23 protein-coding genes and 1 tRNA gene are annotated in these 23,688 nt (G+C 68.5%); 9 read left to right on the plus strand and 15 right to left on the minus strand.

The window, feature by feature from the left end:
- Window positions 1–48: 48 nt before the first annotated feature.
- From KF684_00385 to KF684_00395, 3 genes are all read left to right on the plus strand, one after another.
- On the plus strand, window positions 49–1,710 hold the full coding sequence (locus KF684_00385) for a YifB family Mg chelatase-like AAA ATPase (protein ID MBX3351366.1): 1,662 nt from the start codon (window positions 49–51) through the stop codon (window positions 1,708–1,710).
- 95 nt (window positions 1,711–1,805) lie between these two features.
- Window positions 1,806–2,210, plus strand: a complete 405-nt coding sequence (locus KF684_00390) for a hypothetical protein (GenBank protein ID MBX3351367.1) — start codon at window positions 1,806–1,808, stop codon at window positions 2,208–2,210.
- A gap of 12 nt (window positions 2,211–2,222) precedes the next feature.
- A complete protein-coding gene (locus tag KF684_00395; GenBank protein ID MBX3351368.1) occupies window positions 2,223–2,822 on the plus strand; it encodes a hypothetical protein in 600 nt (199 codons plus the stop codon).
- Window positions 2,823–2,967: 145 nt separating this feature from the next.
- Here the strand turns inward: KF684_00395 and KF684_00400 are convergent, their stop codons facing one another.
- The 7 genes from KF684_00400 to KF684_00430 form a co-directional block, all read right to left on the minus strand.
- Window positions 2,968–3,549, minus strand: coding sequence for a response regulator (locus KF684_00400; GenBank protein ID MBX3351369.1), 582 nt, complete (start codon window positions 3,547–3,549; stop codon window positions 2,968–2,970).
- Window positions 3,550–3,833: 284 nt separating this feature from the next.
- Window positions 3,834–4,697 carry an SPOR domain-containing protein gene (locus KF684_00405; GenBank protein MBX3351370.1) on the minus strand — a complete coding sequence of 288 codons (864 nt, stop codon included), beginning with the start codon at window positions 4,695–4,697 and terminating at the stop codon, window positions 3,834–3,836.
- 85 nt (window positions 4,698–4,782) lie between these two features.
- The gene (locus KF684_00410) at window positions 4,783–6,291 is read right to left on the minus strand and encodes an AMP-binding protein (GenBank protein MBX3351371.1); all 1,509 of its coding nucleotides are present in this window, start codon (window positions 6,289–6,291) and stop codon (window positions 4,783–4,785) included.
- Between the two features lie 98 nt (window positions 6,292–6,389).
- A tRNA-Leu gene (locus tag KF684_00415) sits at window positions 6,390–6,475 on the minus strand.
- Window positions 6,476–6,644: 169 nt separating this feature from the next.
- The gene (locus KF684_00420; protein MBX3351372.1) at window positions 6,645–7,778 is read right to left on the minus strand and encodes an SUMF1/EgtB/PvdO family nonheme iron enzyme; all 1,134 of its coding nucleotides are present in this window, start codon (window positions 7,776–7,778) and stop codon (window positions 6,645–6,647) included.
- A 568-nt stretch (window positions 7,779–8,346) separates the two neighbouring features.
- The gene (locus KF684_00425; GenBank protein ID MBX3351373.1) at window positions 8,347–9,081 is read right to left on the minus strand and encodes an SDR family oxidoreductase; all 735 of its coding nucleotides are present in this window, start codon (window positions 9,079–9,081) and stop codon (window positions 8,347–8,349) included.
- On the minus strand, window positions 9,078–9,377 hold the full coding sequence (locus tag KF684_00430; protein ID MBX3351374.1) for a hypothetical protein: 300 nt from the start codon (window positions 9,375–9,377) through the stop codon (window positions 9,078–9,080). The genes KF684_00425 and KF684_00430 overlap by 4 nt, the downstream gene beginning before the upstream one ends.
- Window positions 9,378–9,628: 251 nt before the next feature.
- On the opposite strand from KF684_00430, the gene KF684_00435 reads away from it, so the two are divergent.
- A complete protein-coding gene (locus KF684_00435; GenBank protein MBX3351375.1) occupies window positions 9,629–11,875 on the plus strand; it encodes a PDZ domain-containing protein in 2,247 nt (748 codons plus the stop codon).
- A gap of 81 nt (window positions 11,876–11,956) precedes the next feature.
- Here the strand turns inward: KF684_00435 and KF684_00440 are convergent, their stop codons facing one another.
- Genes KF684_00440 through KF684_00450 form a run of 3 tightly spaced genes read right to left on the minus strand, consistent with a single transcriptional unit; the run spans window position 11,957 to window position 13,782 of the window.
- Window positions 11,957–12,505 carry a hypothetical protein gene (locus tag KF684_00440; GenBank protein MBX3351376.1) on the minus strand — a complete coding sequence of 183 codons (549 nt, stop codon included), beginning with the start codon at window positions 12,503–12,505 and terminating at the stop codon, window positions 11,957–11,959.
- 33 nt (window positions 12,506–12,538) lie between these two features.
- Complete coding sequence (locus KF684_00445; GenBank protein ID MBX3351377.1) at window positions 12,539–13,144, minus strand: GNAT family N-acetyltransferase; 606 nt, start codon at window positions 13,142–13,144, stop codon at window positions 12,539–12,541.
- Window positions 13,141–13,782, minus strand: coding sequence for a Fe(2+)-trafficking protein (locus KF684_00450; GenBank protein ID MBX3351378.1), 642 nt, complete (start codon window positions 13,780–13,782; stop codon window positions 13,141–13,143). Before KF684_00450 ends, KF684_00445 begins: the two co-directional genes overlap by 4 nt.
- A gap of 77 nt (window positions 13,783–13,859) precedes the next feature.
- Between KF684_00450 and KF684_00455 the strand changes: the two genes are divergently transcribed.
- Window positions 13,860–14,312, plus strand: a complete 453-nt coding sequence (locus tag KF684_00455) for a metallopeptidase family protein (protein MBX3351379.1) — start codon at window positions 13,860–13,862, stop codon at window positions 14,310–14,312.
- Window positions 14,313–14,324: 12 nt separating this feature from the next.
- Here KF684_00455 and KF684_00460 read toward each other — a convergent pair whose 3' ends face one another.
- Window positions 14,325–15,284 (minus strand): dihydroorotate dehydrogenase, encoded by a 960-nt coding sequence (locus tag KF684_00460; GenBank protein ID MBX3351380.1) that lies wholly within the window; start codon window positions 15,282–15,284, stop codon window positions 14,325–14,327.
- 118 nt (window positions 15,285–15,402) lie between these two features.
- On the opposite strand from KF684_00460, the gene KF684_00465 reads away from it, so the two are divergent.
- Entirely contained in the window at window positions 15,403–17,184 is a 1,782-nt protein-coding gene (locus KF684_00465) for a S49 family peptidase (GenBank protein ID MBX3351381.1), read from the plus strand.
- Between the two features lie 34 nt (window positions 17,185–17,218).
- On the opposite strand, the gene KF684_00470 is transcribed toward KF684_00465, so the two are convergent.
- The 4 genes from KF684_00470 to KF684_00485 are packed head-to-tail and all read right to left on the minus strand — an operon-like array spanning window position 17,219 to window position 19,924.
- Window positions 17,219–18,382 carry a membrane dipeptidase gene (locus KF684_00470; GenBank protein MBX3351382.1) on the minus strand — a complete coding sequence of 388 codons (1,164 nt, stop codon included), beginning with the start codon at window positions 18,380–18,382 and terminating at the stop codon, window positions 17,219–17,221.
- Window positions 18,383–18,407: 25 nt separating this feature from the next.
- Window positions 18,408–18,689 carry a hypothetical protein gene (locus KF684_00475; GenBank protein ID MBX3351383.1) on the minus strand — a complete coding sequence of 94 codons (282 nt, stop codon included), beginning with the start codon at window positions 18,687–18,689 and terminating at the stop codon, window positions 18,408–18,410.
- A gap of 9 nt (window positions 18,690–18,698) precedes the next feature.
- The gene (locus KF684_00480) at window positions 18,699–19,238 is read right to left on the minus strand and encodes a phosphatidylglycerophosphatase A (protein ID MBX3351384.1); all 540 of its coding nucleotides are present in this window, start codon (window positions 19,236–19,238) and stop codon (window positions 18,699–18,701) included.
- Window positions 19,239–19,246: 8 nt separating this feature from the next.
- Complete coding sequence (locus KF684_00485; protein ID MBX3351385.1) at window positions 19,247–19,924, minus strand: CDP-alcohol phosphatidyltransferase family protein; 678 nt, start codon at window positions 19,922–19,924, stop codon at window positions 19,247–19,249.
- A 188-nt stretch (window positions 19,925–20,112) separates the two neighbouring features.
- On the opposite strand from KF684_00485, the gene KF684_00490 reads away from it, so the two are divergent.
- Genes KF684_00490 through nuoL form a run of 3 tightly spaced genes read left to right on the plus strand, consistent with a single transcriptional unit; the run spans window position 20,113 to window position 23,677 of the window.
- Window positions 20,113–21,066 (plus strand): NADH-quinone oxidoreductase subunit J, encoded by a 954-nt coding sequence (locus KF684_00490; GenBank protein ID MBX3351386.1) that lies wholly within the window; start codon window positions 20,113–20,115, stop codon window positions 21,064–21,066.
- A gap of 41 nt (window positions 21,067–21,107) precedes the next feature.
- Entirely contained in the window at window positions 21,108–21,416 is a 309-nt protein-coding gene (gene nuoK / locus KF684_00495; GenBank protein ID MBX3351387.1) for an NADH-quinone oxidoreductase subunit NuoK, read from the plus strand.
- Entirely contained in the window at window positions 21,413–23,677 is a 2,265-nt protein-coding gene (gene nuoL / locus KF684_00500; protein MBX3351388.1) for an NADH-quinone oxidoreductase subunit L, read from the plus strand. The genes nuoK and nuoL overlap by 4 nt, the downstream gene beginning before the upstream one ends.
- Window positions 23,678–23,688 lie beyond the last annotated feature (11 nt).

Raw genomic sequence — 23,688 nt, forward strand, 5'->3', positions numbered from 1 at the left:
AGGGGGCCGCTTGCGGCCTGTTCGGTTTCTGATATCCTCGTCGCCCATATGCTGGCACGAGTGCAGAGTTTCGTCTTAACCGGGATAGACGCCTCTCCTTGCGAGGTCGAGATCGACTATTCCGACATCGGGCTCGAAAAACAACAGATCGTCGGCCTGCCCGACGCGAGCGTGCGAGAATCCATCGAGCGCGTGCGATCCGCCGTCATGAACAGCGGGTACCGCTTCCCGATGGGCAAACTGCTCGTCAGTCTCGCCCCCGCCGATGTGCGCAAAGAGGGCGCGGTCTACGACCTGCCCATCGCCGTCGGATCGCTCATCGCCGACGGCACGATCCGCCCGCCCACCCCCGTCATCCAGACGCGCTCGCGCCAGCGCGTGGGCGCGTCGTCCGAGCACGGCGACGCCGCCGACGCGCTCCTCGAAGCGGAGTACGAGGGCGTCGACCAGCGCCGCTATCTGCTCGCCGGGGAACTCGCGCTCGACGGGCGCCTGCGCCCGATCAAGGGCGCACTCGCGATGGCGATGCTCGCGCGCGACAAGGGCATGCGAGGCGTCATCCTCCCGGCCGACAACGCCGAAGAGGCCGCCGTCGTGCGAGGGATCGAGGTCTACGGCGTGCGCTCGCTCAGCGAGGTCGTCGGCATGCTCAACGGCGGGCTCGACGCGCAGCCCCACCCACCGGTCGATGTCGCGGAGCTCCTCCAGCACGCGAGCGCGCCGATCGACTTCGCCGAGGTGCGGGGGCAGGAGGGCGTGAAGCGCGCCATCACCATCGCGTGCGCCGGCTCGCACAACCTGCTGATGCTCGGGCCCGCCGGCACCGGCAAAACCATGATGGCCAAGGCCATCGCCGGCGTGCTGCCCCCGATGACCCCCGAAGAGGCGCTCGAAGTGACGCGCATCTATTCCGCCGTCGGCGCAGAGGTCACCAGCGCCAGCGGCGACCACGGGCGCCGCGGGCTCGTGACCGCCAGGCCGGTGCGCTCGCCGCACCACACCGCGAGCATCGCGGCGGTGGTGGGGGGCGGGCCCGTGCCGCGCCCGGGCGAGGTCTCGCTCGCGCACCGGGGCGTGCTGTTCCTTGATGAACTGCCCGAGTTCCCGCGCGCCGTGCTCGAGACGCTGCGCCAGCCCCTCGAAGACGACAAGGTCACCATCAGCCGCGCCAGCGGGAAGGTCACCTTCCCCGCGTCGTTCATGCTGGTGGCGGCGATGAACCCGACCGCCAAGGGCGCCGCCCCCGGGATGAACGACAGCGCCGGGCGGCGCGACATGGACCGCTACCTGTCTCGGCTCTCGCAGCCCCTGATCGATCGCATCGATATCCATGTGGAGGCGCCCGCCGTGCCCTGGAAGGAACTCTCCGCCGGCGCGAGCGGCGGGAAGCGCGACGACGCGCCCAAGGGCACGAGCACGGCGCAGATCCGCGAGAAGGTGCTGGCCGCGCGCGAACGCCAGCGCACGCGTCAGAAGGGCAAGAGCAACAGCCGTCTGTCAGGGCGCGAACTCGACACGCTCGCCCCCCTGTCCGAGGAAGCGAAAACCCTGCTGGGCCAGGCGATCAGCGAACTCGGGCTGTCGGCGCGCGCGTACGACAAGGTGCGCAGAGTGTCGCGCACGATCGCCGACATCGAGGGCTCCGAACGAGTCGAGACCCACCATGTGGCGGAGGCGGTGCAGTACAGGTTGCTGGATAGGAAGACTTGAGAGGCGTCGTTTGGATGCAGCATGGCGGGCGTCACTCGGAGTCATCGAGAGGACAGTCAGTTTGAAGACGCATCACTGTGGGATAGTGGAGCACGATGAAGGAGTTTCTCTTGCACGCGCGCAAATCTGTTAGCAGCATTCTGGTTATTTCGCTCTCCCTGCTTGTCGCCTTGGGTGTCGGTATTCTTGCTGGAACAAGCCGCCAGGCTCCGGTCGGGAAGCTGAAGTGCACCGAGCTCGTGATCGTCGACGAGAACGGCAACCCTGCAATCGTGTTGCGCGCTGTACGCGGACACGGTGTGATTCAACTCTTTGATCCCAAGGGGGCAAAGATGGCGGCAATCGCTGCATCTCCCTCGGGAGGTACGGTCATGACGGTCGATAAGCTCGAACGACCCGCATTTGCGGTCATCCCGGGAGATGGCGCTGTGAAAGTGAAGGTGGGGGATCATGAAATCGAAGGTCGAACCGATCGTCGTGTGGACAAGCCAGAGGATTGATCGTGCGCGCCAATGTTCAGCCGACCCCCTTTCATCCTGTGTACCGTCGCGGGCGCGTCGCTCTCGCTGCTGCACGGCTGCTGCCGCGACAGGGTGACCGTTCCCATCTGCGGGGCTGAGAGGGGGCTGCAAGCGATGATCGTCAATTGTTCCGGACCAGTCGCCCTTGATTTGAGAGTCTCTCTCCGCCACCCCGAGGGAGAACCCGTTGCCCTGGACCATGTTCTGTCGCGGTGCAAGAAAGCTGTTAACAGCCTCACTCAGGACGAAATCCGCATACCAAGGGTCTTCGTCCTTCTCTCGCTCGATCCATTCATTCTCGTATCGACACCGCACCGCGGGCCGTATCTCATGCCGCATCATGCTGGGATCGGCTTTGATGTGCTGCAATATCTCCAGATCGCGCAAAGCAACACCACGCCGGCATGCATGAACTTCGACTGGCCGCACGGTTTGCGTGTGCTCGATTCCGTGCCCGTGGACGACATCGACTTCGTGTTGACCGGCAGAGGTGAGACGGTCGGCCGGCACGACGACGCTTCGATCGTGCTCACGCTGCTCGGCGAGCGTGCGCAGATCCGCGACGGGATGCTGGAGGTGGACCTTCGATAGCGTTGCCCGGCACGCCGACCGCCACTGTCGGCTTGTGTGAAATGAAGCGGCATCCGTGACCACCTTCGCGCAGGCATATCGCGCCGCGTGTTGCACGCGGCGCGATGCCGGTTGCTGGGGGGTGACGATGGGTCGCGTCGGCCGATCAGTGGATGATCGACGACGCCTGCTCGATGGCCTCGACGACCTGGCGGATCTGGAAGGGCTTCTTGAGGAAGGTGTCGAAGCCCTGTCCCTTGAGCTGGGCGGCCTGGCCGTCGGTGAGCTTGCCGCTCATCGCGATGACGCGGGTCATCTGGAGCTCTTCCGAGCGCCGGACGAGCTGGGCGACATGGCGAGAGTCGTTGTTCTCGCCGATGTGCAGGTCGAGCAGCAGGACATGGGGCTTGAACTTCTCGCACACGAGCCCTGCCTCGAAGGCGGACGCGGCGGTCTCGACCTCGTAGTTGGCCTGCTCGGTGAGGATCTTCTTGAGGGTGGCGGTGACCTCGCCGTCGTCGTCGACGATCAGCACTCGCGTCTGGCCCGTGTTCAGGCCGTTGAGCGGGATGCCGTGTTCCTTCATGAACCGGACGAGTTGCGAGATCGGGATCCGGCGGTCCTTCGAGCCGGGGATGCGGTACCCCTTGAGCTGGCCCGAGTCGAACCACTTGGAAACCGTCCGGGGTGCGACATTGCACACCTTCGCGACTTCACCGGTTGTCAGCACATCCTTGCCGAACGGCATACGCACACCTCGTCCGTGGAGCGCGACCAGAAACCCGCGACACCGTGTTCTCCTCCGAGCACGGCCCGAGCACGCGACTCCAATCGGCGTTGCACGCGCACGAGTTGACGCCTGTGCGTGTTAGGTTGAGAAGTTCGCCGTATCGGGACCTTGACGCGTGGTTCTCGGTCGCGCGCGCACCACTCCGACAGGGTGTGCGCCCCGCGCGCACGTCCAGAAACAAACAACCCGGCTCGCGGGCCGGGTCGTGGGCGTGTTCGTGAGAAAGCGGATGTCCCGTCGTGTTATTCGTTCGCCGACGCGAAGGCGGGCGCGACGAACGAGGATCGGGCGGTCGCGGCCCCGAGCGCGGCACGCGCCGTGTCGGCTTCCTGCTGGGTCCGGAACGAACCGGCCTGCACGATGTACAGCGGGCGACCCCCGATGCCCTTGCGCTCCACGATCCGCGGCGTGCCCATCCCAGCGCTCTGGGACTGGCCCGAGAAGCGAGACACCGCGATCCGGGCGTTCTCCATCGACGCGAACGCGCCCAGCTGCACCGTGTACCCGTGCTGCCCGATCGAGGCGAGCTGGCCGGTGATCGTGGACTTGAGCGACGGGCTCTGGGCGACGCCCTGCGCGATCATGTACTGGGTGCGCGCACGCTCAGGCCGGTTCATCGCTTCGTACGACTGCCCTGCGAACAGACTGGCGCGGGCCGCTTCGTCGCCCTTGAGCTGGGTCGCGGCGGAGGTCAGCATGGCCGCCGCTCTGGCGTGGTCGCCCCGGTTCATCGCCAGGAGGCCCAGCCCGGCCTTGGCGCGACCGGCGATCTCGGCGTCGGCGGACCGCTCGATCTGGCGGAGCCACTGCTCGGCGTCGTCGTGCTGGTTCAGGGCCTGGGCGGAGAGCCCGGCGATGAGGATCGCCCGCTCGCGCTCCGGGCCTGTGGTCCGAGAAGCGGCGGTCGTCGCGGCGCGATAGGCGATCGAGAAGCGACCCGCCTGGTACTCGGTGATCATCGCGGCGGACGCGTCGCCGTCGAACCCGCGCGGGTTGGAGGCGATCGCCCCCTGGTCGGCGCCCGAGGAGCAGCCGACGAGCGACGGGCCGGCGGCCAGCAGGCACGCCAGCACGGATAGGGTGACGAACTTGGGCGTGGAACTCATGACAACCTCTCTCGACGCGTTGGAAGGGGATTCCTGTCCGAGAAGCATCGTCCAACCGGAGGGTCCGCCTTGATCCGATCTCGCGTCACGGCTCCTGGAAGCTCGGCTCGACCAGGTAGTCCTTCAGCGCCCGGCGGAGGACCTTCCCGGTGGGGCCCTTGGGCAGGTCGTCCATCATCCGGACCTGCGCAGGGACCTTGTAGTTCGCGATCCGCTCGCGGCACCACTGGCGCAACTCCTTCTCCGTCGCCGACATGCCCTCGCGCAGCTTCACGAACGCCACGGGGACCTCGCCTCGCATGTCGTCGCGCATGCCGATCACGCCGGACATCTCCACCGAGGGGTGGAGGTTCAGCGCCTCCTCGATCTCGCGCGGGAAGACGTTCTCCCCCCCGATGATGAGCATCTCCTTGATGCGCCCGGTGATGTAGAGGTGCCCGTCGTCGTCCAGACGCCCCATGTCGCCCGTGCGGAACCAGCCCTGTTCGTCAAAGGCGGCCCTCGTGTCGTCGGGGAGCTTCCAGTAGCCCCCGAAGATGTTGGGGCCGGCGATGCGGACCTCGCCGTCGGCGTTGGGCGGCAGGTCTCGGCCGGTGTCCATGTCGACGATGCGCTGGCGCACGCCCGGGATGGGCCTGCCCACGGAGTGCTTCTTGTACTCGTGGGGGCGGCACCAGTTGGTCACCGGCGAGGTCTCGGTCAGCCCGTAGCCCTCGGCGATCCGCTTGCCGAAGCGCTCCTCGAAGCGCGAGGTTATCGCCTCCGGCAGGGGCTCGCCGCCCGACACGAGAAACTTGATCGAATCGAAGTCGTCCGACTTCGCCTGCTTCACGCTCAGCAGCGCGCCGTACATCGTCGGGATCGCGACGAACAGCGTGGGTCGGTGCTCGCGGATCAGCCGAACGATGTTCGCCGGGACGAACTTCGCGCTGTAGATCACCTTGCACCCGACGGTCAGCGGCAGCAGCGTCAGCACCGTCAGCCCGAACGAGTGGCACTGGGGCAGAACGCCCACGAGCGAGTCGCTCGAATCGAAGTCGGCCCACTCGACGCACTGGGCGACATTGCTGCCGAGGTTCTTGTGGGTGAGCACGACGCCCTTGGGCCTGCCGCTGGTGGCGCTGGTGTAGAGCAGCACCGCGGGGTCGTCTTCGGACTTGCCCACGCCGCGCAGGGAGGGCCAGCGCGGGCGGGGCACCCGCTTCATGTTCAGGTCTTCGATCTTGAGGTAGTTCACGCCCGTGGGGATGGCGCCGCCGGTGGCGACATAGTCGAGCATGGGCTGCACGGTGACGATGGTGTCCGTCTCGCAGTTCTCGACGACATACTGCAGCTCGTCGCGGCGCAGCAGGAAGTTGAGGGGCACGACGGTCTTGCCGAGGATCCACCCGGCGAGCATGGCGGCCGGGGCGAGCCCGCTGGTGGGGAGCATGATGCCGACGGTGTCGGTCTTGCAGCGGTCTTCGAGGGCGTCGGCGATGTGGAAAGCGGCGACGAGGATCTCGATGCCGCGCCACTTCTTGAAGTCGTCGATCGCGACCACGGAGAGGGGGTGGGTGGCGAGCCGACGGAGGATGGGCCAGTGCAGACTCATGCGCCGACGATACCCCATCTTCGCGCCGGGCGGCCAGAGCGCGGCCCCCCCGAAAAACGGCAACGCCCGCGACGGTGATCGTCGCGGGCGAGCGTGAATGCCCAGGAGAGGACTCGAACCTCCACCCCGTTTAACCAGGACCAGCACCTCAAGCTGGCGCGTCTGCCAATTCCGCCACCTGGGCTTCGGATCGCACGAGACCGGGACGAATCCCGGGGGCTCCTGCGGAGGGGCGGGAGTATACCCGGGAGGCAGGGGGAGTCGAATGGGAGGGGCGCGAGGCGAGTTCCAGACCGATCAGAGCCGCGGCCGGGAGGACGCGGCTCGAAGCGTGCGTGGTGCGTTGATGCGCGTCACCGCCTGCGTCGTATCGCGCCCAACGCCGCGATACTCAGCAGCGCGGGAACACCGGGAGATGGGATAGCCGCGGCCAGCCGCAGCGTGAATAGGCCCGAGGTGGGCGATGCGAACCCGTAGCGGCCGAGTTCAGAGGTGCTCAGCGCGAAGAACGCCTGCGACGGCATCAGCAGACGGAGATTGTGCCGGAACTCCAGCTCTCCCTCGCGCCAGGTCTCCGTCCACTCACGCCCACCGCCGACGGTGTCGAGCAGACCCCATGGGCTCTGCACATCCGGGTAGCTCCCGACATCCAAGGGCCGGTGCTGTCCGTCGGGCCACTGGTTCGGCGTGCCCCCGTTGGTCTCCCCGCCCAGCGCGGGGTCGCCGGGGATGGGTGTCTGGTCGCTCGAATGGCCGTAGAGCCAGTACCCGCCCTCGTCCTCACCGTGGCGGTTGGGGTCGTAATAAGTCGCCTTGATCAATTCGTCCATCGACGGGATCCAGAACCGCGACCCCGGTGAATGTGAGTCCTGATCGGTACTGTAAGAAACTCCTTTGGGCCCATCCGGCACGCGCACGAAGGTCGAGGTGTCGTACACGCCGGTCTCGAAGTCGGCGCTGGTGACCTCGCTCGCCGGCTTCGCGCCGTTGTGCAGCCAGTTGACCATGCGCGCGAAGAAGTGCCAGCTCGAGGTCGCCGGCTGATCCGCGCGCGACTGATCCAGCGTGAACCTCGCCACGCCGCCCGGGGCGCCCGCGAACTGGATCGGGCTCGGGAGCGGCGGCGCGAGGTGCGGCACGAGCTCATCGGGCGTGCCGATGGCGAGCCGGAAGTTGGTCGGAAGGACCGGCGCATAGGCCTGCACGAACTCGAAGTACTGCCCCCAGGTCACCTCCGTGGTGGAGATGCGGTACTCGTAGTCGACGCTCGCGACCGGGCGCGTGGGCCCGGGGTTCTGCGGCGTGGTGAGCCAGTTCGGCACGATCGCGGGCGCGTTGCCGACATCGCCGATCGTGCTGAAGGTCCAATTGTGCTCCTGCGTGAACCGCAGGTGCTGGTTGTTGGCCGCGCCCCCGGAGCCCTGCGCAACGACGACCGACGCGCACGCGAGCACGCCGACAACAGAACCACACGAACGGATCTTCACGGCGACGCTCCTCGGAACGGAGTGACTCGATCAACGCGGCCCCCGAAGGGCGCGTTCTGTGCGTCCGCAATGTACCGGAAACGCGGGCGGATTGGAAGGTCTGAGAACCGGAAAGTTGCGAAATTCTGGGTGCCACTGTCGGCTTGCCGGCAGTGCTACCCCTTCTCCCTTTCTCGATCTGCCGCTCGTGCATCACCTCGAAACTGACCCGGTGCACTCCGAGGCATGGAGGAGACGGAGCACTGTCGGCAAGCCGACAGTGGCACCCGGATCATCTCTCTCTCTCTCTCTCCGCTCCGGTGCCACCACACAAAGTGTGGTGCCTACCCCTCCTCCCCCTTCTCGATCTGAGGAAGACTGAGAGACGGAAAGAGGAAGCCCCAAGAGGGTGTAGCACCACACTTCGTGTGGTGGCGCCGGAGGAAGAGTGAGAGAGTAGAGAAGAGAAAGGCAGAGATTGGGGAGAGAAGCCGGAGGTTGGGTAGCCCTCCCCTGGCCCCTCCGATCTCGCTGCGCTCCACAGGAGGGGGAGCGGAGAGGAGGGGGAGCCGATCCCGAGAAGGCCCACTCACGCCAGCCAGCGCCCGCCGTCGAGGCGGATGGTTTCGCCGGTGATGTAGGTCGCGTCGAGCGTGAGCCAGCGCACGGCCTTTGCCGCGTCTTCGGGGGTCCCGGCGCGCCGCAGGGGCACTCGCTTCAGGTACGCCTCCTGCGCGTCGCGGTCCGACTCGTACCCCTCGTCGGGCCACGCCACGACGCCCGGTGCGATCGCGTTCACGCGCACGCGCGGCGCCAGGTCGCGCGCCAGCGTGCGCACCATCTCGATCAACGCCGCCTTCGACATCGAATACGGCGCAAAGTCTTTGCGAGGGCGCCCCGTCGCGTGCATGTCGGCCATCGCGACGACGGCGCCGCCCCCGGGGAGCGCCGATTCGCGCAGTCGAGCGGCGAGCGCGCGGGTCAGCAGCAGGGGGGCCAGCGCGTTCACGCGGTAGTGTCGCAGCGCGTCCTCGGCGCTCAGCGACGTCAGCGGCGTCGGCCCATACACCGACGCGTTGTGCACCAGCACATCGACGCGCGAGAGTTCCGTGGGAAGCGACACGCCCACGCGTTCGACATCGTCGAGGTTGTCGAGATCGAGGGGGACGGCGCGCCCGTTCAGCTCCCGCGCGAGCGCGTGGGCCTCTTCCTCGCTGTCGCGGTAGGTCAGGACGACCTCGCAGCCGGCGCCGGCCAGTTCCCGGCAGATGGCGGCGCCGACGCGCTTCGCCCCCCCGGTCACGATCGCGACCGGGCGGCTCACTGGCCCGGGCCCCGGGTCTTGGCGCTGGGGTCGTCGTCGTCGTCGAGTGGTGGCGGCCCGTCGTCGGGGGATCGTCTGGATGGGGCGACGGCCATGCGTCGCCCGGCTTCGGCCCAGGCGTCGGTGAGGCGGGTGGGCTCGTGGGTGACGCGCTCTCGACGCAGGCGCGACCGCCGCTTGATAGTGAGCAGCGCGACCATCGCGACGAACAGGACCAGGACGCCTGTCAGCCAGACAAGGAGGGTGACGGCGCGCACTACCTCGTCTGCGTCTGGGGTGGTCGCGGCGGCGAACATCGTGGAAGCGTACACGACCCGACCGGGCACGGGAACAGCCGGGCCGACGGGGGCGTCTTATGGGTCGGACGCCGCCGGAGGGCGGGTCGTGCCGACTGGCGAGACCGGGTCGGAACTTGCGTCTCCACGGGGCCTTGAGAGGGCCTTGGGGGGTGTCCGATGCAGGAATGCGGGTCAATCCCTCGTGGAGCGTGGGAGGGCCCAGGCGCGGCCTTGCAGCCGCGACCGGCACGATCTGTAGGATGGACACGATGACCCATGGACGGAATGACCGGAGCGTGAATGGCCGCATCGGCCGCGCGCTGGGATTGCTCGCGGCCGCGTCGCTCACGCTGGGCATCGCCCAGCAGGCGACGGCGCAGTCGTCCACCGAGCGCGTCTCGGTGGACGAGTGGTCGCGCCTGGTGTGGATGAACGCCGAGGCGGGCAAGAGCGAAGTGGTCTTCAAGCTGCTCGAGGCGCTGCCTCGCAACCACGCGAGCACGGCGGTGACCTCGCTTCGCGACGCCGTCGACCTGCGCGAGCGCCACATCCAGGACCGCGAGGCGACCCGCGTGACCCGGATGGAAGAGCTGCGCGCCGAGCTGGCGGAGCGGCTGGACAAGAAGGAATACGACAAGGCGCTGAACAGCGCGGTCGAGCTGCAGGACCTGTCCGGGGACAAGCAGGCGTTCCTGCGCGACCCGCAGATCATGGATCTGGTCGCTCGCGCCGAAGACGCCGCCCGGCGCGCCGAGGCGAGCAACGAGTGGCTGCGTGCGCAGTCGCTGTACTTCCGCCTGTCGCTGCTGTTCGAGAACACGAAGCGTTACGACGTGGAGCTCAAGAGGCTCTCGCAGCGCCTGACCTATCTGCGTCTGTACGCGCCGAAAACGCTGCACGAGATGCGCGACGCCGAGCGCGTGCGCGACGGGAAGGACAAACTCCCCCCGTTCAACGCGATCGGCGAGGACTGGAAGGAGCGCCTGAAGGGCATCGACCGCGGCATGGTGCTGCGCGCGATGATGCGCGCCGACCAGGCCAATGTCGACGGCGTCGGGCTGGGCGAGATGATCATCGGGGGCCTTCGCGCCGTCGAGAATCTCGCGACGACCGGCGCGCTGACCCAGACCTTCCCCTCGCTGGCCGACATGAAGGCGCGCGAGTCGTTCCTCTCGCAGCTGAGCGCCGAGGCGCGCCGCTACGACAACCGGGCCAACGCCGGCCAGTTCGAGCTGCGGCGCGCGATCTCCACGCTGCTCCAGGCCAACTCGACGACCGTGAACCTGCCCGAGGAAGCGATCCTCCAGGCCTTCGGCGACGGCGCGATGCTCGCGCTCGACGAGTTCTCGAGCATCATCTGGCCGTTTGACATGAACCAGTTCATGCGCTCGACGCAGGGCTCGTTCCAGGGCGTCGGCATCCAGATCCAGCTCGACGAAGCCGGCAACCTCAAGGTCGTCACCCCCATCGAGGGCACCCCGGCCCAGCGCGCCGGCATCAAGCGCGGCGACATCATCCGGCGCATCGATAAGGACTCCACGCTGGGCGTGACCCTGCTCCAGGCGGTCGATCGCATCACCGGCCCGGCCGGCACGAAGGTCACCCTGGGCGTCGAGCGCGAGGGCGTCGAGGACATGATCGAGGTCACGCTGACCCGCGCCCAGATCCCCATCTACACCGTCAAGGGCTGGGAGCGCAACGGCCCCTCCGAGACCGACTGGAACTGGTTCATCGACGACCAGTCGGGCGTCGGCTACATCCGGCTCACCCAGTTCACCGAGAACACCTCGCGCGATTTCGACAACGCCATCCGCGCCATGCAGGCGCGCGGGCTCAAGGGCCTCATCCTCGACATGCGGTTCAACCCCGGCGGCCTGCTCTCGCAGGCGGTCGCGATCGCCAACCGCTTCGTCGACGACGGCGTCATCGTCAGCCAGCACGACGCGCGCGGCTTCCAGACCGACCGACAGGTCGCGAGGCGCGGGCTCGCCACGCTCAACCGCATCCCCGTCGCGGTCCTCGTCAACGAGGGCTCGGCCAGCGCCAGCGAGATCGTCGCCGGCGTGCTGCAGGACTACGCCAAGAGCGGGCGCATCTCGGCGATCCTCGTCGGCGCGACCACCTACGGCAAGGGCAGCGTCCAGAACGTGTACGACCTCGCCGACGGCGTCGCGGCGCTCAAACTCACCACGCAGTACTACAAGCTGCCGGGCGGCCGGCTCATCCATCGCCGCCCCGGCGCCGACGGCTGGGGCGTCGCCCCCGATATCGAGGTCAAGATGCTGCCCAAGCAGGTCGGCAACGCCCTCGAGCTGCGACAGGACGCCGACATCGTCGAGTTCGACGGGCGCGGCAAGCCGGTCCTCAGCGACAACCGCCCCGACCCCAAGCGCCTGCTGAGCGAGGGCATCGATCCCCAGCTCGAGACCGCGCTGCTGCTGCTCAAGTCGCGCATCCTCGGGCAGACCGAGGCCCAGGCGCTCCTCGACGCGCCTATCGCGCCTCGCGGCGGCTGACCGGCGACCGCCCATCCTAAATGAACACCACGCGCGAGGGAGACGCTCCCTCGCGTGTTTCATTTCGAGGTTGAGTCCGGCTCAGGCGGGCTGGCGTCGGCGCGCGTCGGCGGCGGCGACGAGTTCGAGCCAGCGGTCGGCATCCGGGCCGATCCACCAGCCGCGCTGCGCCGGGACGCCCACGTCGGCCGCCAGGTCGGCGAGTTGGTGCTCGGTCAGGTCGAGCGCCGGCGTATCGATGCGCACGGCGCGCCCACGGATGTCGAGCGACGCCAGGGTCGAGACGAGTCGCGCCCGGTCGAGTGCGAGCGCGATCGCGTCGATCGACGCGTTCACGAACACCGGCCACACCACGCGCGAGCAGCCCTCGCGCGAGGCGAGTTCGCACGCGTCGAGCAGCGAACGGGAGAGCGTCACGCCCTCGCCGGCGCTGGGGAGTTCGCCGGCGTCGAGCACACGCGCGCCCGCCAGGTCGGCCTGGCGACGGATCACTGCGAGCGCGCCGGAGTCGGGGGTCGACGGCGCGAGCAGCGCCAGGTCTGGCCGCTGCAGCGAGAGCAGACTGACCAGCGACGAGAGGGTCGCGTCGGCGAGGACGAGGGTGTCTGGGTGTTCAACGGGTCTGGCCACGCTGGCAAGATCGGCCCGGAGCGGCCCCGGGGATCAATCCTCGCGCGTCCGCCGCAGGAGGACGATGTCGTCGCGCCCGAACAGACGCATGGTCTCGGGGGTGCCGCCCGGCCCGCGACCGGTGAACCCGGCGGCCAGCGCGACGCGGATGGAGGCATGGTTCTCGGGGTAGATCGTGGCGACGATCTCGTCGAGCCCGAGCCCGTCTGGGGCGGGACGCAGCGCGAACTCGGCCACGCTGCGCGCCGCTTCGCGCGCGAGCCCCTTGCCCCAGGCGCGTCGGGGGAAGTGGTAGGTGATCTCGACCATCGCGTCGTACCGATCGTCTCGACGCGCGGCGTCGGCGTGCGGGCCCTGGTTGAGCGGCCAGAGCCCGATCGTCCCGATGGGGGTGTCGGTCGGGTCATCCCTGAGGACCACGGCCCACGCGGTGTAGCCGACCTGCTCGAACATCGCGCGCCGGCGCGTGATGCGCGCGAGCATCTGCTCGCGGGTCGTCTCGACCTGGCGCATGCCCACGAAGGCCATCACCTCAGGGTCGGAATAGATCTCGAGGGCCGCGTCGATGTCGCGGTCGCTCTCGTCCCAGAGCCGGAAGCGAAGGCGCTCGGTGTCGGCCGGCAGGGGGCGCACGCTCACGCGCCCTGCTTCGCGTGCAATTCGCGCAGGAGCGCCTCGTCGATGCCGAGGTACTCGTGCATGTGCTGGTCGTAGGTCGCGCCGTCCTGGTCGCGCGAGAGGTCGAGGCGCAGCTCGTTGATGACCTTGGTGCCCTGGCCGATCCACTCGCGCCATGTCTCGGCCGAGATGTTCTCGAAGATCCACGCGCCCACGGGGCCCTTGAAGGGCTGCGCCGGGAGTTTCGTCCCCGGGCGTCCGGTGCGCCGGCACACGAACGCGCCGCTGGACGCGAGCCGGTCCATCTGCTGGATCGTCGACGCGTCGAGCTGGGGGACTTCCTCGCCCAGGTCTTTCAAGAGTTTCTCGATCGCGTTGCGCGGCATCAGGTCGCCCAGACGGGCTGCCACGCGGTACCCCTCGGTCAGCACGCGCGCCGCCTCGGTGCGATCGCCGGCTTTCACGAGCTCCGCGCCGGCGAGCTGGTACGCCTTGCTCATGTCGGGGTTGATCTCGATGCAGCGCAGGAACGAGCGGGCCGCGTCGGCGTGCCGGTCCGCCTGGGCGTAGGCGCCCCCGAGGGAGAAATGCGCCATGTCGTTGTCGGCGTCGGCCTGCGCCATGTGCTCGAAGCGGGCGATGCGCTCGTTGATGTCCATCGGGGCTCCAGTGGGAAGGTGGGCTTTGTCGGACAAGGGTATCCCGGGCGGCTCCGGGCTGGGGCTACACTCGGCGCATGGCGCGACGCGACACCCCAAGGCCGCGAACCCACTCGAGCCGCGTCGGTCCGGTGCTGTCCGAGGCCGATCGCGATCGCTTCGACACCCTGCTCGAAGAGGCGATCGGCCAGCTGCCCGACGAGATCCGCAAACTCCTGGAGGTCACGCCCGTGATCGTCGAGGACTCACCACCCGAGCACATCCTGAAAGAGCTGGGCATGGACGACCCGACCGAGCTCTGCGGCCTGCACACGGGGATCGCGCTCACGGAGCGCTCCGTCGAGCACGGGCACGCGCTGCCCGAGGAGATCCGACTCTTCCGTTCGGGGATCGTGAATCTCGCCGGCGGCTGGCGCCAGCGCGGGGCCGACGACAAGGTCTACGAAGAGATCTGGGTCACGCTTTTGCACGAGATCGGCCACCACTTCGGGCTCGACGAGGACGACCTCGACGCGCTCGGATACGCGTAAGCCGGCGTGTGCTCAATGCTCGCCAAGGTCCACGGCGCCGATCAGCTCGCGCAGCGATGAGCACCCCTGGCGCGCGACCCATTTCTCGAGCCCCTTCGCGACGCGCAGCGGCGAGCGCGGGTCGGCGAAGAGCGCGCTGCCCATCTCGACGGCCGTCGCCCCGGCGAGGATGAACTCCGCCGCGTCGTCCCAGTGGGTGACGCCCCCTGCGCCGATGATCGGCACCCCGGCGTCGCGCGCGACGGCGCGATAGACCAGGTGCACCAGCCGCACCGCGATTGGGTGGATCGCCGGCCCGGACAGCCCCCCGGTGACGGCGGCGAGGCGCGGGCGGCGCGTCTCGACGTCGATCGCCATCGCCGGGACGGTGTTGGAGATCGTCAGCCCCTCTGCGCCCGCCTCGACGCTGACGCGCGCCGTCGCGACGATATCCGGCGCGTCGGGCGCGAGCTTCACGAAGAGCTTGGTCTGGCTCAGCACGGGGCGCACGGCGCCGAGCAGTTCGCGGAGCTTGGCGGGCTCGTGCCCGAACAGCGTGCCGCCGTGGACGTTGGGGCAGGAGACATTCAACTCGACCGCGCCGATCGCCGGCGCGTCGTCGAACATCGCGGCGACCTTGACATAGTCGTCGATCGAGAAACCGGCGACGGAGCCGATGACGACGCAGGGGACATCGCCGGCGCGCGGCGCGATGTGGGCGGCGTAGTGCTCGTGCCCGACATTGGCGAGCCCGATCGCGTTGAGCATCCCGGCCTTGCTGTCGAGGATGCGCCAGGTCCGGTTGCCCTCGCGCGGGCGCGCCGTGATGGATTTCGTGACCAGTGCGCCGACGCGTGAGAGGTCGAGCGCGTCGGCGTATTCGTCCAGATAGCCGGCGGTCCCGGCCGCGAGGATGACCGGGTTGCGCAGCGAAAGCCCGGCGAGGTCGGTGGCGAGGGGGTGTGCCTGGGCGGTCGAGTGGTCCTGGGTCATGGCGCAGGAAAGGGTATCTGCGTTCCGGGCCCGGTGCGTCGCGTACGATCCCGCAACCACGGCGTGCGTCGGCCCAACAACTGACGACGCGCACCCGATCCCCGACCGGAGCACCCGAATGTCCCGAGCTCTCGCCCGTCTGCTGTCCGTGACCCTCGCCCTGCTCGTCGCCGCCCTCCCGGCCGGCGCCGGGACGGTGGCATGGCTCGAGATGAAGGGCGCTGTTTCCGAACGCGCCCCCGAGATGTCCTTCATGTCCGGCTCGCAGGGCATGACCCTCCGCGGCGTGGTGGGCGAGATCCGCAAGGCGGCCAACGACCCCGAGATCTCGGCGATCGTGCTCCGCTTCAGCGACCTGAAGGCCGGCATGGCCCAGGTCCACGAGATCGGGCGCGCCGTCGAGCACGCGAGGTCCCGGGGCAAGAAGGTGCACGCGTTCACCGAGATCTATGGCCCCGTCGAGCTGCTGCTCGCGTCGTTCTGCGACGACGTGATCGTGCAGCGGGGCGGCGCGGTCATGTTCCCCGGGCTCTACATGGAGGAGATGTTCCTCGCCGACACGCTCGCGTGGGTCGGCGCCAAGGCCGACTTCGTGCAGATCGGCGACTACAAGGGCGCGAGCGAGCAGCTCGCGAACAACGCGCCCAGCAAGGCGTGGGATCAGAACATCACCCAGCTCCTCGACTCGATGTGGGGCGCGATGCAGAGGCGCCTCACGACCGGGCGCTCCATGTCGCCCACGCAGCTCGACGCGGCGCTGCGCTCGGCCTGGCTGGGCGACCCCGAGGACGCCAGGCGCGCGAAGCTCGTCGACGCGGTCCTCGACCGGCTCGAGATCCACCAGCGCCTCCAGTCGATGCACGGCGACGAGCTGTCGTACCGCGTGATCGACTTCGAGAAGGGCGCCTCTTCGCCCCTCGCGTCGTCCAACCCCTTCGCGATCTTCGAGCTGCTCAGCGCCAAGCCGAAGACCAAAGCGACCCGCGACACCATCGCGGTGCTGCACATCGACGGGCCCATCGTCGACGGCGAGAGTCAGGCGGCCAGTCTGATGGGCGGCTCGAGCGTCGGCTCGATCACGATCCGCAAGGCGCTCAAGCAGATCGAGGACGACGACCTCATCAAGGGCCTGGTCGTTCGCATCGATTCGCCCGGGGGCAGCGCCATCGCGAGCGAGTCGATGTGGATCGGCCTGCGCCGCGTCGCCGCCTCCAAGCCCGTGTGGGTCAGCGTGGGCGACATGGCCGCCAGCGGCGGGTACTACTGCGCTGTCGGCGGCGACAGGATCTATGTCGAGCCGACGAGCATCGTGGGCAGCATCGGCGTGGTCGGTGGCAAGATCGTGCTCGGGGGCGTCTACGACAAGGCGCAGGTCCGCATCGTGCCTCGCGGGCGCGGGCCTCTGGCCGACATGATGTCGAGCGTGAGCCCGTGGAACGCGCAGCAGCGCGAGGTCGTCCGCTCGACGATGCAGAAGGTCTACGACCAGTTCGTGGATCGCGTGAAGACAGGGCGCAAGAACATCGACATCGCGCGCACCGCCGAGGGGCGCCTGTTCGCCGGGCAGGACGCGATCGACCTGCGCATGGCCGACGAGATCGGCGGCCTCACCGACGCGATCGGCGCGATGGCCGCGAAGCTCGCGCTGCGCGAGGGCGCGTACGAGGTCATGGACTTCCCGGCGCCGCGCTCGATCGACGAGATCCTCAGCGACCTCTTCGGTCGTTTCGGCGTCGCGTCGCCCGGCGTGGGCTCGCAGGCCGGCGCGTTCGCAGAACTGGGGCGTCAGATCCTCGGGGATCGCGCGTGGGAGCAGCTCCGCGGCTCGATGACCGCGTTCATGCAGATGCGCGACGAGCCCGTCCTTCTGGTCAACCCGCGCGTGCTCATCTTCAGGTGAAGCGACCGGGAAGAGGGAGCAGTGAGCAGTTTCGTCAGCGCTGGGCGCCCGGTGAGGGGGGCGACGCGGTGATCGGCGTACGGGGAGGCGTCGCCTTCTTCCCGAAGAACGCCGCCCAGTTGCGGTACGCGAACCCTTCGAGTTCCCGCTGCGACCAGCCGCGATCGCGCAGCGCGTCGAGCACCCGGTGGATGTCGCGCGGGCGCGCGATGCCCTCGGGCAGGTCGTTCGCCGACAGCCCGCCGTCCATGTCGCTGCCGAGACCAACGCCGTCGCGTCGCCCCGTGAGTTCGCAGATCCGTTCGATGTGCGCGACGACATCCTCGATCCTGGCGCGTCCGTCCTGCTTCGGTCGCAGGAAGACGCCGAAGAGGTTGATCCCGATCACGCCGCCGCGACGCCCGATCTCGACGATGGTGTCGTCGGCGAGGTGACGCTCGTTCGTGCCGCCCGGGTCGACGATCGCGCGGCAGTTGCTGTGCGACGCGACGACTGGCGCGTCCGTGGCTTCGAGCAGTTCGCGCGTCGCACGCTGCGACAGGTGCGAGAGGTCGTGGGTGACGCCCTGCGCGTCCATCGCGCGGATCATCTCGCGCCCGAGGTCGGTCAGGCCGAGCTCGGGGGTGAGGTTGCCGCCGGAATAGCGGGACGGTCGCGCCCAGGTGAGCCCGACGGCGACGACGCCGCGCTCGACCCACCAGGCGAGTTCGTCAGGGGAGCGGACGGGGTCGGCGTTCTCGACGAGCACGCCGAGCGTGATGGGCGAGGGGTTCTTGGGACGCTGGTAGGCGCGCGCGAGGCGCGCGACCGGGTCGTCGGGGAGCGATTCGGCGACGCCCATGCCGGCGCGCACGGTCCCCAGGTGCGGGTCGACGCGCAGCGCCCTGCGCAGGTCGAGCCGTGCGTGCCCGTTATCCGCCCAGGTCATGTAGACCTCGAGCTGCGCGCGTCCCTTGCGATGGGCCGCGTCGGCGTCGCCCATCGGGTACGCGACGGCGTCGGCGCTGGTCTCGCCGTGGGGGACCGCTTCGGTGAAAACGGTGGCGAGCGCGCAGGCGATGTTGCCCTCGCGCAGCGAGGGCAGCGTAACGGCGGCGGGGAGCCACGGCCCACCGGCGCGATCGGGCTCGGCGTGCATATCCCGGCCGTTGACGGCGAGGCACGCGAGGTCAAGGTGCGCGTCGAAGAGGGGGAGCATGCGCCGAGTGTAGCGGGGGAGTGGTCTAGCGCTTGCGGGTCTTGTACGAGTACCCGCCGCTGCCGAAAGAGCCAAGATCGAGCAGCACCGCGACGACGACGAGGACGAGGTACAGCCCGTTCACATTCCCGCCGTTCTCGTTCATGGCGACGGCGTAGGCCAGCGTGGTGAACGGGAAAAAGAAGAACCCGAGCACGGGCCACAGGATCGTGCTGTACGCGCTGCTCAGGTACCCCGAGAACAGCGCCAGCAGGATGATGACAAGCCGTGGAAAACCGAGCGCGAGGATGGCGAGGAGGCAGGGCATCCCGACAGTTTACAGGATTCCGGCGGCCCGGAGGGCGTACAGCCCTGCGACCAGCACGATCCCGGCGTACAGCCCGGCGAAGAGATCATCGACAACGACGCCCAGCCCGCCCTTGAGGCGCTGCATCCGGTACGCGGGCGGGGGTTTGAGTATGTCGAAGAGACGGAACAGGATGAACGCGGCGCCCAGCGTGAGCGTCGCGCGCCAGAAGGTCTCGATCGCGAACGCCGGGATGAACAGCAACGCGACGCCCTGCCCGGCGACCTCGTCGATGACGACCTGGCTGGGGTCCTTGCGCCCGAACTTCTGCTCCGCGAATTCGCCGAGCGCGATGCAGATCAGCGTCGCGACGAGCGCGATCGTCGCGGCGGCAATCGAGATATGCGGCGTCGATCCGCCCAGCAGCACGATGAACCACGCGACGGCGCAGGGGGGCGTGCTGCCCCAGGTGCCGGGCGCAGGGCGCAGGAAGCCCAACCCGCCCGCGGTGACGGCGAGTGTCTTCAGCAGGTCGTTGCCGGTCGTGGGCGATGGCGCGTCGTTTGTCATGCGTTGGATCAATCGGCGGAATCACGGAGCGCGCGCCAGCCGCGCGTGAGATAGGGAATGGCCGACCATGCGGTGAGGAGCGTGACGCCCCACGCGAGGACGATCGCGCCGGTGTGCGCAGGGCTCCGGAGTGTGTCGGCCGAGTCGGTCTGGAGCGCGACGCAGACGAGGATCAGCGGCACAGCGACGGACTGCGCGATCATCTTGATCTTGCCTGCGCCGATGGCGGCGAAGGAGATCCCCTTGGACTCGACGATGCCGCGGATGGAGGTGACGAGGAGTTCGCGCGCGAGGATGACGACGACCATCCAAGTCTCGACGCCCGAGAGGGTGACGGGGTCGGCGTGGACCGTCCATCGCGAGAAGTTCGCGCCGGCGAGCATCACGAACGCGCCGAGCACGAGGACCTTGTCGGCGAAGGGGTCCATGACGCGCCCGAAGACGGTGACGGCGTTCCAGCGCCGGGCGAGGTGGCCGTCGAGCGCGTCGGTGAGGGCGGCGACGAGGAAGATCGCGGCGGCGACGACGAGGAGCGCGTCGTGCGACGGGCGGGCGGGGTCGTAGAAGGCGAGGACCCCGAAGAACACCCCGGCGAGGACGAGGCGCAGCGTCGTGAGGAGGTTGGGGATCTGGCGTCGGGCGCCGACGGCGGGGGGACGGGATGAAGAGGATGCGTCTGTCGGCATGGGGGTGTCCGGGGGGCGGATGGTACAGCGCCGCAGAATGAGCGCACGAAAGGGGTCTTGGGCCGTGCGGCGCAAGTTGAAGGTCGCTAACCTCCGATCTATCCTGCCCGCCCACGGGAGCGGCGTCGCCGTCTCCCTGTCTCTCGCGTCCCCTCGCTCCAGACTCCACCCCTCGCGGAGTGCACTGCTTGGACATCGTCGCGCAGCCGATTCTGCTGTACGCGGGCGTCGCGCTCGGCGCCCTCGGCGTGCTGCTGATGCTGCCCAAGCCGGGAGTCTCGCCGCGCGGGCTGGGCGGGATCATCGCCCTGATCGCCTTCGCGATCTCGATGACCGGCCTCTCGCTGGCGGCGGGATCGGGTCGTCCCAACGCACTCTTCTACGCGTTCGGCCTGCTCGCCCTGTTCGGGGGTGTCCGGCTGATCAGCCACCCTCGCCCGGTGTACGCGGCCCTGTTCTTCATCCTGACGATCATCGCCGGGTGCGGGCTCTACCTGCTCCTGGGCGCCGAGTTCATGGCGTTCGCGCTCATCATCATCTATGCCGGCGCGATCCTGATCACCTATCTGTTCGTGATCATGCTCGCTACGGAAGCCCCGTCTGCGGAAGAGGTTGAGTCGCTCTCCCTCTACGACCGCTTCGCACGGGAGCCCGTCGCCGCCGTGCTTGCGGGCTTCGTGCTGCTGACGGCGATGATCGGGCTGATCAACCGGGGCGTGTCAGAGATGGGCCCGGGCGTCGCGTCGGTGAACCAGGTCGCCTACGCCGAGCGGATGCCCAGAAAGCTGGAGCGTGTGCTGCGTGACGAGGGCCTGACGACGCAGTGGGACATCGTGGGCGTCGAGGACGGGCTGATCCGCATCCGCGGCGCGCAAGGTCTTGCTGTTCCTCAGCATATGCAAGATCTCGTGGTCGCTCGCGACGGCGCAGACGCGCTGATCCGCCTGCCCGGCGCGTTCCGCGCGCAGGACATCGAGCGGGTCGGCTTCGCGCTGGTGGGGGATCACCCGCTGGGTCTGGAACTGGCCGGCATCATCCTGTTGATGGCGATGCTGGGCGCCGTGGTCCTGGCGCGCAAGCAGACCGAGATCGAGGAAGAGAAGAAAGTCCACGCCGCCGCGCGGCTGGGGGGTGAGGCGTGATCGACCTGACCACGACGCTCGCGAGCGCGCTGCCGACCGCGATGCCGGTCGAGACGCTCCAGCACTTCCTGATCCTCTCGGCGGCGATGTTCTGCCTGGGCGTGGTCGGGTTCCTGAGCCGGCGGAACCTGATCATCATGTTCCTTTGCACGGAACTGATGTTCCAGGGCGCCGGTCTGGCGTTCATCGCGTTCGGGCGATACCACATGGACGCGTCGGGACCCGTGTTCGTGATCTTCGTGCTGACGATCGCCGCCGCGGAAGCGGCCCTGGCGCTCGCGCTGGTCGTGTACCTGTTCCGGCGTAAAGAAACGCTCGATGCCTCGGCCTGGGCGGAGTTGAAGGGATGACCGGAGTGCTCTCGAGCATCCTGCCGACGCTGACCCTCGCAGCCGCCGCTCCGGGTGGGGGCGACCACCACGGTCACGCGCACACCCACGCCGCCGAGGCGATCGCCGCCGGCCCGTCGATGGCGCTCCTGATCCTCGCGCTGCCCGCCCTCTCGGCGGTTCTCTGCGGCGTGTTCGCAATGCTGGGCGTCAAGAGCAAGCTGCCTGCGTTCACGACCGTCGCGCTGCTCGCGGTGAGCTTCCTCGTCGTGCTTGCGACCTGGTTCAATGTGGGACAGACCGCGTCGCTCGTGCACGGCTTCGACTGGATCAACTTCGCGTGGGGCAGCGGCGAGGGACAGCAGCTCGTCGCGAACTTCGGCCTGTACCTCGACTCGCTGACCATCCTCTGGATGCTCTTCGTCACCGGGCTGGCGACGCTCATCGCGCTCTACGCGAGCGAGTACATGAGCCACGATGTCGGGCTCGGGTACTGCCGCTTCTTCGGCGCGTTCTCGCTGTTCGTCTTCTCGATGTCGGCGCTGGTCATGGCCGACAACCTGCTCCTGCTCTATCTGGGCTGGGAAGGCGTTGGTCTCTGCTCGTACCTGCTGATCGGGTACTTCTATCAGAAGCCCGCCGCGGTGGCGGCCGCCAAGAAGGCGTTCATCGTCAACCGCATCGGCGACCTGGGTCTGGCGATCGGCATCTTCGCGGTGTTCGTGACCTACGGCACGGTCGAGTTCGGCCCGCTGTTCGCGAGCATCAGCCAGGGCGTCGACGGCGCCGGCAACTCGCTCGCCGGGACCTGGCAGGAGCGATGGATCCCCTTCCTGTTCATGCTCGCGGCGTTCGGCAAGTCGGCGCAGCTGCCGCTGTATGTCTGGCTCCCCGACGCGATGGAAGGCCCGACACCCGTGTCGGCGCTGATCCACGCGGCGACCATGGTGACGGCGGGTGTGTTCCTGATCGCGCGTCTCTACCCCATGTTCGCGATGGACGACGCCCGCTGGGCGCTCTCGACCGTCGCGTGGGTGGGGGGGCTGACGGCGCTGTTCGCCGCGACGATCGGCATGGCGCAGTTCGACATCAAGCGCATCATGGCGTACTCGACGGTGTCGCAGCTTGGCTACATGTTCATGGGGCTTGGCCTGCTGACGACCGCCGGCGCCGCGTTCCATGTGTTCACGCACGCGTTCTTCAAGGCCGGGCTCTTCCTCGCGTGCGGCGCCGTCATGCACGGGTTCGCCGGGCAGCTGGACCTGCGGAAACTCAGCGGGTTGCGCCACATGAAGGGCTGGGGCATCGTCAGCATCGCGATGCTCGTGGGCTGCCTGAACCTGGCCGGGTTCCCGTTCACCGCCGGCTATTTCAGCAAGGACATGATCCTCGCCGAGGCCTTCGTCACGAAGGGCCCGGGGTTCACGGCGCTGGGCGTCATCGCGCTGCTGACGGCGGGCATCACGGCGTACTACACCTTCCGCGTGTTCTTCCGCGTGTTCATGGGGCCCGTTGAGTACCACCCGGGCGACGAGCTGCACGGGCACGACGACCACGCCCACGACGACCACAAGCACTCGCACCACCACGACGACGACCACGAACTCGCCGACGCGCAGGACCAGGCCGAGAAGCACGAGGACGAGCACCCCCACGGGCACTGGCACCCCCACGCGCCGGGCTGGGCGATCAACAGCGTGCTCGTCATCATCTCCGTCTGCGCGGTCCTCGCCGCCGTCCTGTACTTCGTGAACAAGAAGGACCACGGCTGGGTCGGCTCGATGGTGCACCACTCCAGCGCGTACTACGAGAGCCCGTACGGGGCCCACGGCGCGGACTACGCCGCCGGTGCGCACGGCGCCGAGAAGGGCGGTTTCCTGAGCGACCCGCACAAGTGGATGTACTTCGCGTCCGCGGCGGTCGGTTTCGTCGGGATCTTCATCGCGTACCTGCTGCATTACCGTGGGCGCACCTCCGCCGCGACGAGCAAGGCCGACGACCTGCTGCCGCTGCTCGGGCCGATCCCGAAGTGGGCGCAGAACAAGTGGTATGTGGATGAGTTCTACAACGCGACCATCCGCCTGCCCCTCAAGGCGGTCTCGCACATCTTCCACTTCATCGACCAGCTGCTGGTCGACGGACTCGTGAACCTGTTCGGCGCGCTGCCGAAGCTGACGGGCTGGGGGCTTCGCCCCAGCCAGAACGGCGTGCTCCAGTCCTACGCCGCCGGCATGGCCGGGGGCATCGCGCTCTTCCTCGTGGTGGTGTGGCTCCTTCTCTGACCTGACGACGC

This window comes from Phycisphaeraceae bacterium, assembly GCA_019636675.1.
In the GTDB taxonomy this organism is placed as follows: domain Bacteria; phylum Planctomycetota; class Phycisphaerae; order Phycisphaerales; family UBA1924; genus JAHBXC01.

What these genes read in the sequence shown, in the direction of transcription:
- KF684_00385 (MBX3351366.1), top strand. Translation starts at nt 49, where the DNA reads ATGCTGGCACGAGTGCAGAGTTTCGTCTTAACCGGGATAGACGCCTCT.
- KF684_00390 (MBX3351367.1), top strand. Translation starts at nt 1,806, where the DNA reads ATGAAGGAGTTTCTCTTGCACGCGCGCAAATCTGTTAGCAGCATTCTG.
- KF684_00395 (MBX3351368.1), top strand. Translation starts at nt 2,223, where the DNA reads ATGTTCAGCCGACCCCCTTTCATCCTGTGTACCGTCGCGGGCGCGTCG.
- KF684_00400 (MBX3351369.1), bottom strand. Translation starts at nt 3,549, where the DNA reads ATGCCGTTCGGCAAGGATGTGCTGACAACCGGTGAAGTCGCGAAGGTG.
- KF684_00405 (MBX3351370.1), bottom strand. Translation starts at nt 4,697, where the DNA reads ATGAGTTCCACGCCCAAGTTCGTCACCCTATCCGTGCTGGCGTGCCTG.
- KF684_00410 (MBX3351371.1), bottom strand. Translation starts at nt 6,291, where the DNA reads ATGAGTCTGCACTGGCCCATCCTCCGTCGGCTCGCCACCCACCCCCTC.
- KF684_00430 (MBX3351374.1), bottom strand. Translation starts at nt 9,377, where the DNA reads ATGTTCGCCGCCGCGACCACCCCAGACGCAGACGAGGTAGTGCGCGCC.
- KF684_00435 (MBX3351375.1), top strand. Translation starts at nt 9,629, where the DNA reads ATGACCCATGGACGGAATGACCGGAGCGTGAATGGCCGCATCGGCCGC.
- KF684_00450 (MBX3351378.1), bottom strand. Translation starts at nt 13,782, where the DNA reads ATGGACATCAACGAGCGCATCGCCCGCTTCGAGCACATGGCGCAGGCC.
- KF684_00455 (MBX3351379.1), top strand. Translation starts at nt 13,860, where the DNA reads ATGGCGCGACGCGACACCCCAAGGCCGCGAACCCACTCGAGCCGCGTC.
- KF684_00460 (MBX3351380.1), bottom strand. Translation starts at nt 15,284, where the DNA reads ATGACCCAGGACCACTCGACCGCCCAGGCACACCCCCTCGCCACCGAC.
- KF684_00465 (MBX3351381.1), top strand. Translation starts at nt 15,403, where the DNA reads ATGTCCCGAGCTCTCGCCCGTCTGCTGTCCGTGACCCTCGCCCTGCTC.
- KF684_00470 (MBX3351382.1), bottom strand. Translation starts at nt 18,382, where the DNA reads ATGCTCCCCCTCTTCGACGCGCACCTTGACCTCGCGTGCCTCGCCGTC.
- KF684_00475 (MBX3351383.1), bottom strand. Translation starts at nt 18,689, where the DNA reads ATGCCCTGCCTCCTCGCCATCCTCGCGCTCGGTTTTCCACGGCTTGTC.
- KF684_00480 (MBX3351384.1), bottom strand. Translation starts at nt 19,238, where the DNA reads ATGACAAACGACGCGCCATCGCCCACGACCGGCAACGACCTGCTGAAG.
- KF684_00485 (MBX3351385.1), bottom strand. Translation starts at nt 19,924, where the DNA reads ATGCCGACAGACGCATCCTCTTCATCCCGTCCCCCCGCCGTCGGCGCC.
- nuoK (MBX3351387.1), top strand. Translation starts at nt 21,108, where the DNA reads ATGCCGGTCGAGACGCTCCAGCACTTCCTGATCCTCTCGGCGGCGATG.
- nuoL (MBX3351388.1), top strand. Translation starts at nt 21,413, where the DNA reads ATGACCGGAGTGCTCTCGAGCATCCTGCCGACGCTGACCCTCGCAGCC.